We start from the raw sequence: 18,913 nt of genomic DNA, 5'->3' as shown, positions 1-18,913 counted from the left end.
ATAACGATCAGGTGTCAACTCAGCGACACCTTGTTTTGCTAATGGGTAAAACTCACGGTATTGTTTTGATTACTTTAGCGGGATTACCGCCAATCACAACATTGTCAGGAAAAGACTTTGTTACTACAGCTCCTGAAGCAACCACTACATTATGACCTAATGTTACACCTGGATTTATTGTCGCGTGTCCGCCTATCCAGCAGTTATCACCAATTCTTATTGGCTTAGCAAACTCGATTCCACTTACTCGCTCGATAGGGTCAATAGGATGACAAGCAGTATAAATACCGACTTGTGGTCCAAGCATGCAATTGTCACCAATAATAACTTCCGCACAATCCAATATCACACAGGCAAAATTAGCATAAAAATTTTCACCCACTTTGATGTTTTGACCATAATCACAATTAAAATGTGGCTCTATAGCAATGTTTTTACCCGTACGTCCAAATAACCCTTTCAGCAGTTTTTCTCTTTCTGCTTTTTGGTCTCGATTAGTCGCATTATATTTAGCGGTAACCTCCCTCACATTGGCACGAATTTGTGACAATTTATGATCACTAGGATCATAAACTTCACCCGCCAGCATTTTATCTAGTTCATTCATTTTAATGTCCAACTTATGTTCGAAACGTATTATCTAATACTTATGCAGAAACTTATTTATACATTCCCTAGATTTGTATAATAAACTCACGTCCTAGATTATCACAATAAGTGCAATGTCTCAGAATGTTGAATATAAACTATTTATTTAATCTTACATTAACCGTGAATTTAATAAGTCATTTAATTTCAAATAGGCGATGGTTATAGCGATCAGTATAATAATGGTTATACATTATTTATGTTTTAGGTCGGTTTTTTTCTGCAGTTTTAAGTAAAAGTATATTAAGAAGTGACGTTAATTAAATAGCTGATAAACATTGAGCCTATACAGCTTTTCTTTTTACATCTTATAACCTTTGTTTCCCGTACCTTTACAATCAAAAAGGGACGGGAAAAATGTTATTCCCCCGCTCCTCTGATCGATTGCTCGCTGTTCTCAACAAGTATCGCAGTAGCGGTGTTTTTTAATAGCTCCCACTCGTGATCTTCAACAAAAACCCCTTTATTCCAAGCAATATCTTGAACTCCACTGAGGTTTTTAGCATCTATATGCTTGCTATAACCCGAGGATAAATTGGCGATATCAAAATCATTAACCGATAGTTCAATGGTCATATCGTTTAACCCATTAACCTCTCGTTGCAGCGTTTCTGCTAAAAATAACTCAGGTAACACACAACCTCTGTTCAAAATATATAGGGTGTGTTTAGGGCTACTTCCATTATCCCATTGTGCTTTACAAGCAATACCTTTACCGGCCAACATCAATAATTCACTATAGGCTAACCAGCGATTGTGGCAGTTTTTTAACGACAGTTTTAAATGCTTATTAGCAATCATTTGTTCAAGTGCATAATCAATAATCACCGGTAAATGGCAAGCGACACTACTGCCATGCAGATCGGCTATTAAATGCCCATCAGTGACCTTAATATCAACGGGTTCATCTCTCTCTAAAGAGATGAACTGAGTAGCATTATTAAAATGCTTTACCCCATGCAAACCCACCATTTGTAGATCAGCCACCATATTTGCAATCAAATCGGCTTCACCACACACACGTCGCATACCCAGGAAAGCTTTATTCGTCACTGTAATTAATTCATTGTGTGTAACAATCATTTACTGCTCTCCTGTACTGCAATTATTGATTTATCTACTGCCGCATCTGTACTTTTATCAACGACTGCTTGCTGAGGTAACACTGGGAATAACCACTCTCCATCATGAATTTCATTCAACAAAGGTGCACCTTGAAAGAAGCTAACTCTTACCCAACGATCTGAACGGGGATCAAATTTAGTCGCCCCAAAAAAAGATAACTTACAGCGTAATAAATGCATCGGTAACGATTGTTTATGCAGCACATTCATCTGAATATCGCCCATTACTTTATTACCTAATGTCCATACTCGACGTGCAATGGCTCTATATTGTGGCTTTTGTAATAGAAACTCAGCCAAGGACATTTCTGGAGAGCAAGCTAATAAAGCATAATATAAACGATATACCTGACGACCAATGTCTAGCGGTAATTCTCGCTCCTCACCTATCTCTTCACCGCGAATACCTAAACGTGGTTCTTCCTTATCCTGTGAGCGATACCAAAACCAATAATTATTTTCTGATTTGCTAAAATCAGTCTCAATAGCCCAGCGATATTTCTCATTTAACAGCAATAATAAATCGTTAACTTTTTTACCCTTTGCTAGGTTTAAACTTTCATGTGTATTAACTTGATCTTGAAAGTTATCAACTAATTCTGGATAAATTTCCATTAAACAAGAGATTAAGATTTCTTGTGTTTCTACACTTAAGTCTTCAGTTGCATTCAGCAAGTCACGCCAAGTGTTACTGGCAGAAATTAAATCTTTTAATTGACCGTTAAAACTCTGTAACTCATTAACTGAACAATGATTTAACTGATCTTGATTTTGATTCTGCGTATTCACTTGTTGTAAATGACACACCGCTTTATTAAGTAAAAATAGCAATGATTGATGCTTTTCAGAATCCGCAGGACAGTCTAGTACCAATGTTAATGCCGCTTCACGATTAGACATCCATTGGTCAACAATACAGGGATGATTAATTAAATAAGGTGCCATGCCTAAACCAGTCGCATTACCCACACCAAGATAACGTTTTAGGTCATTACTTAAAGAAGACGCTCTTTCACCACCCTTCTGCTTTGCTAGGTAATCAATCCAATCTAAACTGAATTCACGTAACAAATATACCGCGCACATTTGAGCACTAAAGGATTGTTTAAAATCAGGGTTGTTCTCTAATATTTTAAAATCAGCAATACCAAATTTACCATTACCGTAAACAGCCGTAGTACGAAGAATATACCCCACATCAACCAGTTCATCGGAGGTCGGTTGCTTACCCTGAGCTAAATGAGAAACAATATGTTCAAACACACGCACACTTTTATTTGCTCTTGCTAATACCAGTACATTAGTTGGATTTCTACCAGCTTCTTGTAAAGGTACATTGGCTTGCAACTGAGCTAATAACTGTTCTGATACGTCTCCATAAACAAGCGCAAAGGTAACGTCCCATTTTTCAGCGATAACACGATCATTACGTTCATCATCTTCTATTTCATTACAAAAAACGACTAGATGATAAACATGATTAGGTGTCTTAAGTTTATAAATAACATGCCCAAAACCCTGTGGCGATAGTTGCCAGAGATCCTTAGTGACTTGCCATTTCTGTTGTGCCATTTTACGAATTAAAGTACGAACAAAGCTTATTCTATTGGAATGCATAGCACCCAATCTTTGTGGTGCCATAACAACTTCTGGACGACGCATATTGACGTCATTATTTGTTAAACGATGTGCTTCCATACTGCTCACCACCTTTCAGTGTTAATGGTTTATATTTGGGCGCGATTTTAGCGCCCTTCTTGCTTAAATTCTTTATTACGACCTTTAGAAACCCTGTTCTTTTGCCATTTTCATCGCAATTTGAGGTGCATTCCACAAAGATGGTAATAAGATAATCGACACTGGCACAGCAGTTATAATGATGAAGGACTGCAGTGCAGATATTCCCCCTGACCCGATAGATATTAAGATCAATGCAGTCAAGCCCATCATTGCTCCCCAAAATATACGGATCATTGCATTTGGTTCAGTTTCGCCACTGATCACAACACTGATGGTATAGGTCATCGAGTCGCCGGTGGTGACAATGAAAATAGTAGTTAATATCAAAAATAGAATCGAGATCAGCATCGGAAACGGTAGTTGAGTCGTTACAGCTAATAAAGCGCCCGGTAAGTTAAAGCCCTCAAATGCTTTACTCACACTACCAGGTTCTGCTATTTCAAATGCTAACCCTGAACCACCCACTACGGTGAACCAAAAACATGTCACCAACGGTGCTATGATACTGATTGTGCACACTAGCTGACGAATACTTCTGCCGCGAGAAATACGGGCAATGAATATCGCCATCATCGGGCCATAACCCAGGAACCATCCCCAAAAGAATACAGTCCACCAGCTTAACCAACCTTCATCACCACGGAATGTTGCCATCGGAATAAAGTTATTAACTAGACCACCAACACCTTGAATATAACCATTGATGATAAAATTGGTTGGACCAAAAATTAAAATATAAATCATTAACGCAGAAGCTAAGATCACGTTATAACGGCTTAACATTTGCATTCCACGGTTAAGACCACTTAATGCAGATAACGTATATAAAACAATGGCAAACATGATAATTACAAGCTGAGTTGTAAAACCATCAGGGATCTCAAACAATACGTTTAAAGCATAGCTAACTTGTAAGCCTAGGAAGCCAATAGGCCCAATAGTGCCGGCAGCAACGGCGACAATACAGCACGCATCAATCAATGCACCGGTATGGCCTTTCAGTGCTCGATCACCAAGTACAGGATATAGTAGAATACGTGGTTTTAATGGTAAGCCTTTATTGTAATGCAGGTGCATCACAACAATAGACGTTAAACTTCCGACGATAGCCCAAGCAAGGAATCCCCAGTGCATAAATGATTGTGATAATGCATTAAACGCCATTTGTTGCACATCTTCTGACGCCCCATAGATAGGAGGAGGACTAACAAAATGAGCAATTGGCTCTGCAGCCGCCCAAAAAACACCACCACCGGCCAACAAAGTACAAAAGATAATTGCCATCCAACGGAAACCGTCCATTTCAGGTTTATCAATACCACCCAAAATAACTTTACCGGTTCTACCAGCGGCTAAAGCAAGACCAATTAAAAAAGTCAGTAACAACAACACTTGCCAATAAGGACCAAATACATTAACTGCCCATGAAAACCCCGTGTTGACTACACTGGCCAACAGTTCGCCATCGTATAAAGCCAGTAATACAAACAAACAAATAAAACCGCCACTGTACCAAAAAGTAGGATTACCTAACGCTAACTTGGCAGCCGTCGAGCTATTATCTTTGTTCGAACTTGCATCTAATTGTTGCTTTCCATCAGCTAATTTATTACTTGCAACAAGCGAATTATCGATACCTGTAACTTTCATATTATTAGTTAAATCAGTCATATCTGACTCCTAAAAAGTTTGTCTTGCTAATTTATTAATTAAGCCGTCTATTTGTGCACAAAACAAAACTATCGATTAAAGTCACTAATTGTTCTAAATCTTTGTTCTAAATCTAGAATAGAGAGTTAAAATTATTAATTAGTTACGATAAATAGCTTCACTCAAATCGCTTTTACAAGCGTATGGACAGTTAATTTGTAAATTTGCTTTCACTGCATGCATCAAAGGAGAAACACAATTGGTCACTATCTTCAGGGGGCACTTTTGAAATACACCAGATGCCCAATTGCTCATCACCATTGATACATACTTTATTTACCACCTAAGCAATAATTTTATATTGAGAAGATGACTCCATGTGTGGGGTACTTTGTTGTGAGATTGGTGTAAGTCCTTTTTCTAAGAAGTTGCACCAATTACCACCAAGTATTAACCCAGCCTCAGATTCCTTGAACCCATGACTTATTAATCCGTTATAAATATTTTCCATACCAGCACTACCGCAGAACCAAGGTAACGAATCAGGCCACCCGGCATTACCAGCAGAACCTTCACCGTAATCCATGTCTTTTGACCAACGTCCATTACGCATCCATTGCAATACACTTTGTGGTTGATTTAGACATAAATCACTGCCGATGCTTAAGTGTTCAACCCCGACCATATCCGCTGTTTTGGCGACCATTTGGCAAAATTGTTGCAATGTACATTGGCTGCCATTTGGTAAATGGAAGGGATACAAACTAAAACCTAATAAACCACCATTTTCAGCTAATGCTTTAATCACGGTATCTGACTTGTTACGTAAAGCATCGTAAGCAAAACTAGGGTTTGCATGACTAATGCAAATTGGACGAGAAGATAGTTCAATCGCTTCCAACGTAGAACGCTCGGCACTGTGTGACATATCAATAATCATTCCAACGCGATTCATCTCTTCTATCGCCTGTTTACCAAAGCGCGTGATGCCTGTATCGTTCTTCTCATAACATCCCGTCGCCAATAAGCTTTGGTTGTTATAAGTCAACTGCATAATCAGCAAACCTTGTTGGCGCATTACTTCAATCAAACCTATCTCATCATCAATAGAGGAACAGTTTTGCGCGCCAAAGAAGATACCGACCTTGCCCTGAGCCTTGGCAGTTTTAATGTCTGCCAAAGAGTGGATCGGCATAATTAAATCTGCATTTTGCTCAAACCGTAAATTCCACTCAGCAAAACGACTTAAGGTTTCGCGTGCATTTTCGTGATAAACCAAAGTAGCGTGTACCGCTGTGATACCACTTGCTTGAAGCGTTTGAAAATACTCTCTGCTCCAATTGCAATACTGCAATCCATCAATCACAATTTGTTTTTGATACATAATATTTCCTTACTTTCACTCTTTGTTAATTTGAACTGAGCACTAACCCGTTATTCACCTATATCTAACTGACCTTAATAAGGACGTTGATAAGTTGTTTTAACCACGGTGTAGAACTCTTTCGCATATTGACCTTGCTCTCTTGGACCAAAACTAGACTCTTTACGTCCGCCAAATGGTACGTGATAATCTGTTCCAGCCGTTGCCAGGTTAACCATTACACAACCTGTTTGAGCTTGTTCTTTGAACATTGCACTGTTACGTAAACTCTGAGTGATGATGCCGCCTGTCAGACCAAAACGAGTGTCATTAACCGTTGCAATACCTTCTTCTAAATCGGCAACACGGATCACACTCGCCATTGGAGCAAACACTTCTTCTTGATTAACTTCCCAGCTATTTTTTGTATCTAACAATAAAGTCGGAGACATGTAATAACCTTCATGTTCAAGATTTAGTCGCTCACCACCGAACCCTACTTCAGCACCGCTAGTGGTTGCTTTGTTAAGCCATGCAAAGTTTGACTCAAGTTGTTTTGAATCAACTACTGGTCCCATGAAAACGCCTTCTTTTAATGCATGGCCGACGGTTAGTTCACTCATACGTTTGATTAATGCTTCCACATAAACATCGTGTACTTTATCCATAACCACTAAACGTGATGATGCCGTACATTTTTGACCTGAACCTGAAAATGAGCCGGCGATAGTTGCTTCAACAGCAATTTGAATATCTGCATCATCTGCAATTAATAGTGCATTTTTACTGCCCATCTCTAATTGACTGCGAATGAAGTTTGGCGCCGTTGCCGCGGCTACTTTACGACCAGTATCCACTGAACCGGTAAAGCTCACGCCATTAATCTCTTTACTGTGAATCAAGGCATCACCAACTTCAGAACCACTACCTAAAACAAGGTTAAAGGTGCCTGCCGGTAAACCTTGGCGAGAAATAATTTCAGTTAATGCAACAGCACTAGCAGGTGTTAAATTCGCAGGTTTCCAAATCACACTATTACCAAACGCAAGTGCAGGTGCTATTTTCCAAGCGGCAGTAGCTGTTGGAAAATTCCAAGGAGAGATAATCGCAATCACGCCCACTGCTTCACGCGTGACATCAACAGAAACACCTGGTCTCACTGAATCTGCGTTATCACCAATTTGACGTAATACTTCAGCGGCAAAATATTGGAAAAATTGACCTGCACGGTAAATCTCACCTCTTCCCTCTAAAAAAGGCTTACCTTCTTCACTAGATAATAAACGCCCTAGCTCATCACAACGCGCAATCAGTTCATCACCAATCGCTTGTAATACTGACTGTTTACGCTCAAGAGGTGTTTTTTCCCATTCTGGTTGCGCTTGTTTTGCTGCAGCAATCGCTTGGGCTACCTGTGCTGAACTTGCTTGAGCAAAATGACCTAGTGTTTGACTAATGTCAGATGGGTTAATATTAGCAACTGTGCTTACACCCGCTTGCCATTCTCCAGCAATATAAAGAGACTTTTCTGCTTGAATATTTTGTGCTTGAGCTGTCATGTTTATTTCCTTTTGTATTCGTTAGCGATGATGTTTTTTACATTTATTAACAAACTAGCGCTGTATTCTTTAATAGATAATTTTTAATAAACATTTACTAATAGATAACTGCTAATAAACATTTACTAATAAATAGTTACTGTTCAGATTGAACCGATGCATAGACGACTAATTCAACTAGCATCTCTTCTCTCGCGAGCCCTGCAACGACCACTGCTGCACGGTTTGGATAAGGAGCCTTAAAATACTCGGCATAAATATCATTAACTGTTTTTAGGTATGCTCGATCGGTGACGTAAATTAACACCTGAACCACTGAATCTAAAGATTCTCCTGCCGACTCTAAGGTATGTGCTAGGTTTTCAAGCGTTTGACGTGTTTGTGCTTCGATCCCACCGGGTACAACAACACCACTTTGATCAATAGGTATTTGTGCGGTATATAAAGTGCCATTATTGACAATAGCCCACTCAAGTGGAGCTTTTGACGCAAAAAGCGCTGTTTTAACTGCATATTTGTTGTTCTTAACTGTTACGCTTTGATTCATTTTTTGGCTCTCCTTATAAAGTGAAAATATACTAACCTTTGACTATTGATAAATATAACGGTAAATTTTATCAAAGTGATAAATAAAACTTATCACTTTAAAAGTTAATGCAATGTAACAGACAGTTTGTAATGCTGTTGTCCGCGATAAATTGCTGTTGATAAATAAAAAGCAGCAAATCTTGAATATGTGCGATCAGGAATAAACCATGAGCTTTAAAATCCAACAATTAAAACATTTTATTTTAGTCGTCGAGTCAGGAGGATTTCGCGCTGCAGCGGAACTTGCAAATCGATCACAAGCTGCACTTTCAACGTCAATAAAGGAGCTGGAGCGTATTCTAGGGCAGTCTCTTTTTGAAGCAGGTAACAAATCAACATTAACTCCTTATGGAGAAATATGCTTACCAAGAATCAAACAATTTATTAATGTTTACAATACGTTAGAATATGATTTAAAGGCTACAGCAGCGGGGAAAAAAGGCAAAGTTAGAATTGCCAGTGTCCCCTCCGTGGCCGCCAAATTGATTCCGAGTGTGCTAGGTGAGTTTTATGAAAAATATCCTAACGTAGAGGTCAGTTTAATTGATGATAATGCGGCAGGTGTAGAGGCACGTTTGCTCTCTGGAGAGGTTGATTTAGCATTAGGTAATTGTTCTTATATTGACGAGCAAAAGATTGCATTTACCCCTTTAATTTCTGATCCAATTGGGGTGGTATGCCTAAAAGATAATCCATTAGCAGCCCAGACTAAAGGTATAGAATGGCAAACATTGTTAGATCAACCTTTCATTCGAAATGGGACCTGTGTCTTACTTGACCCAACTCCCGCACGACTACTCAGTGAAAAAGCGATTTGTTCCGTCGAAAATATCACCTCTTTATTTTCGGTATTAGAACTGGGCATAGGCGTAACAACATTACCTAAATTAGCTTTTCCAACACATTCCACACACTTAACTTGGATCCCGCTGATTAATCCACTCATTGAACGACAAATTGGCATTTTCCGTTTAATTGATAAAATAATGTACCCTCAAGCGCTAGCGTTTCATGATCTGTGTATTCAGTATCTTACTAATTCAAAGTAAGTTATGAATGTGACCTCATTTAAAATAATTGAGGGCTATTTGAAGGGGCATGTGAGTTTAATAGTTGGCGGATTAAATATTGAAGGTGCTGTTATTTAACATTTAATAACACGCTTATTCACTTGAAAGGCACCCATAAAAAGTGCCTTCAAGTCACCGTTATGCACTAAAACGAGATGTGAAATTACAACTCATTTAAATACTCATAAAAACCGGCTTCCTTGGCATAATCATAAGCAGTTTTTCCTTCATTATTTTTTTGCTTTATATTCGTCCATGGTTGCTCCATTAACATTTCAAATATACGACGGTTATCGTGCTTATTTTTAAATAAAAATAGTAATGGGCTATCACCAGTTTCATTTCCATTAATGGCCTGGGCATTATAATAAGCTGGCTGTTGTAACAATAGCTCAACCATATCTGCGTGATTGCCTTCTATTGCTAAATGTAAAGCCGTGGATTTAGTTGAATTTGATTCTATTAAAGGATCCACATATTTCTGTTTAAGCAAAAATTTCACAATATTCATATGCCCACGAAAAGCGGCAGTATGAATCGGTGCGTAATAAGATTGTTTTTGTAAGTCTGCACCTCGCTCTGCTAAAAAAGTTAAGACTTCTAATTGATTATATTTAGCAGCAAGGTAAGCACCAGTAACTCCCAGGTTGGCATCAAAATTAATATTGAAGCCTTCACCGATTAAATATTTTACCATGCCTAACTCGCCTGCTGCTGCCGCCTTAGATAATAACGATGAGCTATCATCGTTAGGGCTGAGTTGATAAATATTGTTCATTCGATTCACTTCACGCTTAAACTGCGTTAGGTTACCGGCTTCAATCGCATCATAAGCAGCAAAACCTCCTTTTGCATTAAACCTTTCAAATATCTCAATCACTTCTTTATTGTTTTTATGCGAGGCCCATTCCCATGCGCTACTTCCCGCATAATCTTCTGCCCATAGTTCAGCGTCATTTTCTAATAACAAGCTAACCATCTCTGTTTGATTATTTTTAGCCGCATAAATTAATGGCGACAATAAATTGGTTGCTATACGTGCATTAACATCAGCCCCCTCTCCGATCAAATAGTTGGCAATGTTGATATAATTTCCTGCTTTATTTTTTCTATTTTCAGATACCGAACTTAATAATGGCGTTTTAGTCTCCGTTCGTACTTTAATATCAGCACCGTTATCAACCAATAAACGTAATATTTCTAAAGACCCATCTTGTGCCGCTTGGTGTGCCGCTGACCAGTTTTTATAGTGTTCATTAATATCTGCCGTTTCCTGCAACACTTTTTTTATACGCTTCATATCTTTAGCATTAACTGCTGTTACGAGTTCTGAATAATCATCGCTTAATACCGTGTAGTCTTGTTGTTCAACTATTTGTTGGGTAATTGCATTTCTTAACACTTTATTTTGCAACTCTAGAAAAACTCGATCTCCTCCTTTTTGTAGGCTATCGTAAATATTTAAAGTCTCTTGGAAATACAACTCATCGCTAAATTCTTGATTTGTACTGTAACGATTATAAAAGGCTGAGAATGCAGGCAATATTTGACCATGAATGACATTATTGATTTGTGTATGTGTCATGCCTTGACCTTGATGCGCTAATAGAAACAGTTCATTGGCATGATAAGCAGGCTGAAAGTAAGAAAGATAGGTTTTATAACGATCACTTTTTGCTTGCGATAAAAGCTGCAGAATATTGAATCCTACTAATTTATGTCCTTCATTTAAATAACTTGTTAATTGTTTTTTGAGGCCCTCAAAACTATCTTCAAATAGAAAGTTAATCTCCTTTTCGCCCTCTCCTTCAAGCGACAGATCCTCTTGGACCCGCCAATTTAACTGTTTAGTTTTTGATAATATATACCAGATCTCCGGTTCGATAACGAACTGCTCAAAACCGTTGTCGTTAAAGCGTATTATTTTTGCATAATGTAAATTATTGATTAAATCCTTATTCTGGCTCACTAACAATACATATTCAGCAGTTAAAGGTATTGTTTTCCAAGTAATGAAACCAATACTGTAAGTATTATCTGTGTTTCTATTTAAATAAACTTTCCCTTCTTCATTATCTTCAGCATAAATATCACTTGGCCAATGATTAATGGTTTGTGAATGAAGTTGATTAAATTTATTTTCACTAACAAAAAAGCCGACTTTTTGATCCCTCTGAGGATAGCGACTAGTACTGACATCGCTCTTACTTACTTCGTGCAATACTTCCCTAGCATGTTCGTTGCTTGTAGAAGATGAAGGATTAGTCGCACAGCTCAATACACTGAATGCCATAACCAATGTCGTTGTATATTTTATGATCTGTTTTTTTATCATGATGCCATCCTTGGTAAATTAGATTGATAACAATATAATAACAATACGCATTAATAATACCAGTTCCATGACATTACTGATTGGCTAGGCTGAGATGATAAAACAATAAAATACTATCCCTCAATATGCCTCAATATGCCTCAATAAATCATTAAAGACTTAAACATTAGTTACACCGCTAAAAACATGATTAAACAAAACGTACCTCAGCTGAAGATATGCAAATAACGTTTGCATAACATATTTGCTAACGAACATCGGTTTAAGCTGCCACATACAAAAAAGCATCTCATACAATTTTATTTGCTTAAGATCCTAAATTTACAAAAGACAAACTCCCTAAGCGAGTAGATGCAGAAGTTAGCTCAGGTCACTTACCTGCAAAAATGTACGGTAACGTCATGGGTGCTTACGCTTTTGCAGATTGGAATACAGACAAAAATGGATTTATAACCAGCTAAACTCAAAATTGAGTATTCTAGAAATAGCCCAATAAAAATGTAAATACCACCATAAAACGACTTAATTTTGAATTCGCTAAATCAATGTGAGGAGGAGTAAAAGAGGCTTCATTATGCATTCATTCAAATAGACTATTTTCATGATTTTTAAAGCAGAATTGATATGTTTTAAGTAATAAAATAATCAGCTATTGAGTGGTATTGGATGGTATTGCTATAAGCAGAAACGAAAAAGGCTTCTCAATGTGGCGGAGGAGGAGAGATTTGAACTCTCGGAGAGCTATTAACCCTCGCTGGTTTTCAAGACCAGTGCATTCAGCCGCTCTGCCACCCCTCCGCAGAACGAGGCGTATAGTATAGAAATTGAGACAAAAACCAAGTACTTTTTATAAATATCGACAAATTTTAATTTTTTTTAAAAAAATGAGTAAAGATTAAACAAAGCATATTGATTACTCATGGGTATATACCCATGAGACTTCAAAGTGCGAAGCCAACAAGGAAAATTAGTGACAAATGGTAGGCATACAATTTAACTTTAGAAAGATTAACTTCTGGTGCTTCTATCGCTAAAATGATTAAAAGGTCCCATTCTTTTATGGTTATTTTATTTGTTCTACGAGGCACCTACGTAAATACCGATTCAGTGTTGCAATAATCACAAAGGGAAATCATTACCACATATTGTTCTGATATCTGAGCGCGTGCCTGACAAAGCATTATGAAGTAATATAGGTATATGTCATGATCAACTTATAAAATAAAAAAGGGTTAAATTCCATGAAATTAGTGGCTTCAGATTACGATAAAACCTTCCATCGACACGATCAACAAGATTTAGAAACCAACATGAATGCGGTAGCTAAGTGGCGAAATAAAGGCAATATTTTTGCTATTAGTACAGGTCGAGATGTTGCGAGTATGCTCAACGAAAAAAGAATGAGAAATATAGAGTATGACTACATTGTTTCTCTGAATGGCTCATTTGTTGTTGATATAGACAACAATGTATTGTTTAAGCAACCTTTAGAAAATACATTAGCCAGAGATTTAGTGGCGATGTTAAGAGAAAAAATGGGCGATGAAATTAACATCTCCAATGGCTTTGATGGTTTCAATATGACGCATAAAAGTGCCAGCCTCACCAACGCAGTGTCCAAAGAAATATTCGATAGAAATTCAACAATATATACAAAAACTATGCAAGCTGCACTAGATGACGATGTGTTATTAATTGGTTGTTTAAATGATAATTTTGAACAAGCAGAACAACTCAAAAAAGAAATCCTACTCAAATATGAAAACCAAGTAGAAGTTTTTCTTAATTTAAATTACATAAACATAGTACCTAAAGGTATCAGTAAAGCCACCGGAGTTGCTGTTCTCATAGAGCATGCAGGTATAGATGAGCAGTTTGTATCTGTTATAGGGGATGATTTAAACGACATTCCGATGATAGAAAGATACAAGGGTTATACGGTAAATAATGCAAGAGATGATGTGAAAGCAGCCTCTGTAAAGTCATATAACAGTGTTGCAGAATTAATTGAAGACGTTTATTAAATAATAAAACTATATAGCTTAGAGATAGCCTAGTTAAGAGCTATGTGAGTTTAGAAATAGATGATTAATGGGGTCACAATAATTCATGTGCTCCCATTATTTTTCAATGATAATACGATTTATATGCAGCTAGATTGAAATACCTAGACTGCGTCATAACAAACTACCTCTGAGTTTATAAAACTATTTCACTAAAAGGTAGGTTGATTATGATTATTGATTGAGATTAATGCCGGCTAATTATTAGTGGTCTTAATTCAGTCAATAAAAACTAATTACATCGCATTTTTACGTTTATCAATGATCTGTTGAGCATGGGTAACCACAGATTCCATAGACAATTCAGTCGCTAGGTATCTAATACGGTAAAGTGAAATGAGAGGTAAATCTTCAATAGGCTGTTCTAGCAATGCTTTAAGTTGATTTTTATCACTGTTTGGATTGCTATCTTGGTTGTTTAAACCCGACATATATAGTTGGTTCCTTATCTTATTAAAATAGTGCCTGTAAGGGCTTTGTGATAGTGTCCTTTAAAATCGCGTAAAGCGCAATATTAATAATACGGCAGTTTTTATATTTTTAATGTTCAGTGCTCTTTTACAGCAAAATAAAAAGTCATCGATTGACAGAATCAACAAAAATTCATATGGCTAACGTTGCATCAATTGTAACGCTTACTTAAAGTTAATGAGTCCGACAAACCAATTAAGCCATTGTATCTAAAAGAAATACAATATCCAGATAGACTAAAATTATTGATACATTAAGCGAATACGATCCATTCTTTGAGCACCTCAACTAAATATTCACCGCCAATGGAGCACCTAACTTTGTATGACTAATGTAAGCAAATAATTTTTAGCTGCCATAAGCTTTTTAATATCTCGCGTTTATATTTCATTACACTCGACTTAATAGGAATCTTCCTTAAAAGTGAATATATCAATTTATTAGTCGTTTCATCTGTGATTACAAATCAAATATTTCGTGAATTAGAGAAAAAACAGCTAATTAAAAAGGAGCTTGGGGATCCTAGATCAGTGATGGCGTTAATGTAAAATGAGCTGAGGATTACGATAGGTCATCAACTGCTCATTTTTTATGATCAGGCTCTATTCTATGAGCCGCCATTTACTACGATAGTTATTTATTGGTGATTTTACGACGCCAAAATAGCCCTGCGATAGCTAATGCAAAGATAGTTAGAGTAGATGATTCAGGAACCGATGTTGCTTCTTCTTTAAATCCTGTATATCTGACTTGAGATTGAGATGAGTTAAAGAAACCAAAGTTCCCAGAATCATTATTTAAACCTGCAAGACTGAATATATTTTCATCACTAAATGTGCCGCCATTAATAAAAATATCTATCGAGGTATCAGTATAGTTTAAAGTAAAGTCATACGTTGTATTATCAATCCAACCGCGATCATTGCCATAATCAGTATCAAGAACGTCGATACCATTACCAGTATGACCCCATAAAGCATTTAAAGAATTCACATCCGCACCAGCTGATATTTTTGATAAGGTGAATCCTTCTGAACCAGTGTTACCTAAATAATTTTGTTCACTTTGTTTCCAATCAAAAAGGTAAAAGTCATCTAGACCGTTATAACCAAAAACAAACCCTATAAAGTCATCGTCAGATGTCGTTTCAACGCCAAATGTCCCTGTAAATTGATTATTGATAAAAGAATCATTACTTATAAAGAAAGTAGGATTACCGTTAATAGTTTGTAAAACAGAAGTACCGTCAGCAGCAACATTCCAATTTCCATTTGAACTATTACCTGATTGATTCCAAGTATTGAGATCTATAGCACCAGCATAAGCAACACTAGCAGAAAACATTAGCCCTGATGCAATCACATTAATTAATTTCATAAAACATCCTTTTTTTATTTTTAGAGGTCATTTAAGACCTAAGAACGAGGAAACTAGCAAATATCAAGCCAAAACAATCAACACATTACTATCAAGTACTTAAGTGAAATAAAAAAGATAAAAAAAACAAAATGTAAAATAATTCGACACTCTATTGCCATAACATCCATCTTAGGCACTGTAACTTTTTCTAATCTAATCATTATAAAAAGCACTTTTGGACAGCAATAAATTTAAAGAAATCGAAAGTAAAATAGAGCACCGATTGAAATGTAAATCAGGAAATAGAGTAAATTATCGTTTGGATATATAAAAGTACTGCTTAAGGTAATACATCGTGAATTTTAACTGAAAAGAAGTTTTAGTTATCACTAAGTATTTAGGACAACCAATGTTTAGATAGATAATGCTCAAGGAACTAGTGCATATTTCATCGAAACTTATTTTTACTGGCGTTACAACACTTACCAGTATACTCAAAACATGATAATTATTTTAACGCCCCCTGCATCTTGGTAGTACTTACCAAAACTACTCGCGAGTGATAATGGTTCGCCATGGTCGCGTATGCACTAATATTAATGCTGAATATAGGCGCGAGTTGATGAATGCACTCAACCGTCCATTAAATAGGATGCTCAAATGATCGGCCTATATATTTATCTTTACAACACACATAAGTACGGCGAACACAAAAGTGAAAAACACAATGACAATAAATTGCATCATCAAGTAACGCTTAGGACTATCGTGATTACATGAAAATGAAAGGAGGTCGGCAATTAGCCGCTAATTTCTATTAACACATAATATTTTGTTGTGTTTTTCTGTAATTATTAATCATTTTTAATAATTAAAGCTTATCAACAATAAACGCATTTATATTTTTTGTTGAAGCTAAACGTATCGCTTTTGCCTTCGCATAATCAGCGTCGGTGTCCCATGCTAGCGCTGCTTCACGACTTGGGAACTGTATAATTACTTTCATTGCAGTCTCAGCTCCATGCAATCTAAGCGCATCATTACTTGCAACAATAATCTCACCGCCATGTTTAGCGACAGTACTCCCGGTTATATGGTTTGAACCAGGATTATATTGCGCATATTGTACAGAGTCTGCGATATCGTAAGTAATAACAAAATAAGCTGTCATGTTTCAATTCCTTGATATATTGAAAATTTAGATAAACCTTCTAATTACATTATGAAGGCTGGAACCGTAAAAGTTTGACCTTATCGCTATTTGACCTTATAGATAAGGTATTAACCTGCGAACTTGGGACTATTACGTCAATCTGCATATGATAAATATTATCTTAGAAAAGAAAATGATTTAACTCTCCAATCATTATGGAAAAATAGTTCCACAATTTAAAATCTAATTTTCTAAATATATCCACGTTCAGCAAATGCGAACCTCATATTAAATTGTGAATTAGAAATCGAGAATTAGAAATCGAGCATTAGAAAGTCGAGAATTAGACAGCCATAAACTTTTTAAAGCCAAAGGTCGGCAGTAAAATAGGGAGCAAAATAATAAGTAAAACCAGTAACGAAGCAAAACCAACCTACCCCGCTACTCTCTGCAAAATATTCGAAAAAAAGGTTAATGCTAAGTTCCGTTTACATATTCTTTTTGCGCATGAGCCTTGATGTGATCGCATATATGAAAGCACTTTGTAAGAGCAAAGAGAATGCCATTGAGAACTCATACCAATCATAATAAAAAGCTGGAGCGTTGTTGCCCAATACACCTGTCGCTTCAATGATTTTAAGAGGCCAAACACAATATAAGTTTGATAGTTCACCATCCAAAACCATCAATAAAAATAACGTCATAACTGAAAAAACAAATGAAATTGTAAAGACCTTCACTAGCAATACCCCATATTAACTCGAACAGAAAACAGATTATTAGGCAGAAAAATCCATGTTTACAATGAATAGATAAAGCAATCTAATCTATTTTAATTTGATGTCACCATAGCAATTTTGATTAACTAATCAAGAAGTTAACAACCATAATAAAACCTTAATCATATGTATAAATATAAAATTTCGATTCACAGCAAAAATATGCAGTCACAGGAGTGCTGTGAGTAGATATATTTAAATCAAACATTGAGTGAAAGATATTATGGGGTCTGGCACTTATTGGCGGCACTGTTTAAATGATTGACCCGTTTATTTATCTCCACAGCACAAATAAGCACGTCGAACATAATGAGAAATACAATGATAATAAGGTGCATGTATCTCAAATGATGCTTGGAGAAGAATTTAAAAGCAAAACGCAAGACTTGCTCTCATTATTTCGAGTTTCGTGAGATAGGTCGTCTACGCTCATCCAGTCAGCTTTATTGTTATCAACAGTGTTTTCGCCCTGTCAGCGACGGTAACTGTCAGCTCCTTCGCCATGTACAAGGCTTTCCCCTGCTCAGACTACTATGGGCTGATCTGACTTCCAAAAGATCTTCGTTTGCCTTGCTTTTCACTCAACTTCCCTACCACCTTCCTTGTGGAATACCTTTGGATCTCTCAAGTTCTCAATGCATCTCTACATACATGCCACGGCTTGAAAACTCCGCTGACTCGCCACAATCTCACCACTGCGATTGCTTTGCTTGGACTTCGATGGCGTTGCAAACCTCGTCAGTCAGATCTAATATTTATCGGAGCGATACCAGCACTTCAGGGACACGTCCCCCCTATGGCCTATATGATTCTCTGTGTACGCTTCACCTTTCTTGTTCATCTGGAGCGATAAATCGCAGATAAGTGATACACGAATCCCAGACTCCGCCAAAGGCGCAACACTCGATACAGGTGGTTGGTTAAACCTTACCTGACAGGGACTTACACCCTGCAAGTCGCATCAAGCTTAGCTTGACTCACCAACGAGGCTGTAGAATTTCTCATTCTCAG

General features: G+C 37.0%; 13 protein-coding genes, 1 tRNA gene and 1 pseudogene. 3 read left to right on the top strand and 12 right to left on the bottom strand.

What is annotated here, in order from left to right:
* Positions 1–52 precede the first annotated feature (52 nt).
* The 7 genes from MT391_RS12630 to MT391_RS12600 all read right to left on the bottom strand — a co-directional run bounded on the left by MT391_RS12630 (position 53) and on the right by MT391_RS12600 (position 8,631).
* Positions 53–607, bottom strand: a complete 555-nt coding sequence (locus tag MT391_RS12630) for a sugar O-acetyltransferase (RefSeq protein ID WP_499498347.1) — start codon at positions 605–607, stop codon at positions 53–55.
* A gap of 401 nt (positions 608–1,008) precedes the next feature.
* Positions 1,009–1,731, bottom strand: a complete 723-nt coding sequence (locus MT391_RS12625; RefSeq protein WP_299664954.1) for a DUF3726 domain-containing protein — start codon at positions 1,729–1,731, stop codon at positions 1,009–1,011.
* Positions 1,728–3,470: a hypothetical protein gene (locus MT391_RS12620; RefSeq protein WP_499498346.1), complete on the bottom strand. Its 1,743-nt coding sequence runs from the start codon at positions 3,468–3,470 to the stop codon at positions 1,728–1,730. Before MT391_RS12620 ends, MT391_RS12625 begins: the two co-directional genes overlap by 4 nt.
* Before the next feature lie 84 nt (positions 3,471–3,554).
* The gene (locus tag MT391_RS12615; protein ID WP_499498404.1) at positions 3,555–5,147 is read right to left on the bottom strand and encodes a BCCT family transporter; all 1,593 of its coding nucleotides are present in this window, start codon (positions 5,145–5,147) and stop codon (positions 3,555–3,557) included.
* A 358-nt stretch (positions 5,148–5,505) separates the two neighbouring features.
* Complete coding sequence (locus tag MT391_RS12610; RefSeq protein WP_499498344.1) at positions 5,506–6,546, bottom strand: membrane dipeptidase; 1,041 nt, start codon at positions 6,544–6,546, stop codon at positions 5,506–5,508.
* A 74-nt stretch (positions 6,547–6,620) separates the two neighbouring features.
* Positions 6,621–8,084 carry an aldehyde dehydrogenase family protein gene (locus MT391_RS12605; protein ID WP_499498342.1) on the bottom strand — a complete coding sequence of 488 codons (1,464 nt, stop codon included), beginning with the start codon at positions 8,082–8,084 and terminating at the stop codon, positions 6,621–6,623.
* A 136-nt stretch (positions 8,085–8,220) separates the two neighbouring features.
* On the bottom strand, positions 8,221–8,631 hold the full coding sequence (locus tag MT391_RS12600) for a RidA family protein (protein WP_166372447.1): 411 nt from the start codon (positions 8,629–8,631) through the stop codon (positions 8,221–8,223).
* 208 nt (positions 8,632–8,839) lie between these two features.
* Here MT391_RS12600 and MT391_RS12595 point away from each other — a divergent pair, with 208 nt between their 5' ends.
* Positions 8,840–9,721 carry a LysR family transcriptional regulator gene (locus MT391_RS12595; protein WP_499498341.1) on the top strand — a complete coding sequence of 294 codons (882 nt, stop codon included), beginning with the start codon at positions 8,840–8,842 and terminating at the stop codon, positions 9,719–9,721.
* Between the two features lie 184 nt (positions 9,722–9,905).
* Here MT391_RS12595 and MT391_RS12590 read toward each other — a convergent pair whose 3' ends face one another.
* Positions 9,906–12,077 carry an ankyrin repeat domain-containing protein gene (locus MT391_RS12590; RefSeq protein ID WP_499498339.1) on the bottom strand — a complete coding sequence of 724 codons (2,172 nt, stop codon included), beginning with the start codon at positions 12,075–12,077 and terminating at the stop codon, positions 9,906–9,908.
* Positions 12,078–12,305: 228 nt separating this feature from the next.
* Between MT391_RS12590 and MT391_RS12585 the strand changes: the two are divergent.
* Positions 12,306–12,526, top strand: a pseudogene (locus tag MT391_RS12585) (NAD(P)H-dependent oxidoreductase); the annotation flags it as partial.
* Positions 12,527–12,784: 258 nt separating this feature from the next.
* Here MT391_RS12585 and MT391_RS12580 read toward each other — a convergent pair.
* Positions 12,785–12,875 (bottom strand) — tRNA-Ser (locus MT391_RS12580).
* Between the two features lie 443 nt (positions 12,876–13,318).
* On the opposite strand from MT391_RS12580, the gene MT391_RS12575 reads away from it, so the two are divergent.
* On the top strand, positions 13,319–14,101 hold the full coding sequence (locus tag MT391_RS12575; RefSeq protein WP_166372444.1) for an HAD family hydrolase: 783 nt from the start codon (positions 13,319–13,321) through the stop codon (positions 14,099–14,101).
* 275 nt (positions 14,102–14,376) lie between these two features.
* Here the strand turns inward: MT391_RS12575 and MT391_RS12570 are convergent, their stop codons facing one another.
* The 3 genes from MT391_RS12570 to MT391_RS12560 all read right to left on the bottom strand — a co-directional run bounded on the left by MT391_RS12570 (position 14,377) and on the right by MT391_RS12560 (position 17,141).
* Positions 14,377–14,571, bottom strand: coding sequence for a hypothetical protein (locus MT391_RS12570; RefSeq protein WP_166372443.1), 195 nt, complete (start codon positions 14,569–14,571; stop codon positions 14,377–14,379).
* Positions 14,572–15,244: 673 nt separating this feature from the next.
* Positions 15,245–15,988 (bottom strand): PEP-CTERM sorting domain-containing protein, encoded by a 744-nt coding sequence (locus MT391_RS12565; protein ID WP_166372442.1) that lies wholly within the window; start codon positions 15,986–15,988, stop codon positions 15,245–15,247.
* Between the two features lie 853 nt (positions 15,989–16,841).
* Positions 16,842–17,141: a DUF1330 domain-containing protein gene (locus tag MT391_RS12560; RefSeq protein ID WP_499498337.1), complete on the bottom strand. Its 300-nt coding sequence runs from the start codon at positions 17,139–17,141 to the stop codon at positions 16,842–16,844.
* Between the last annotated feature and the right edge of the window lie 1,772 nt (positions 17,142–18,913).

The organism is Vibrio sp. 1-Bac 57, assembly GCF_037546855.1.
Taxonomy (GTDB): Bacteria; Pseudomonadota; Gammaproteobacteria; order Enterobacterales; family Psychromonadaceae; genus Psychromonas.
This window is presented reverse-complemented; position numbering and strand designations above follow the sequence as displayed.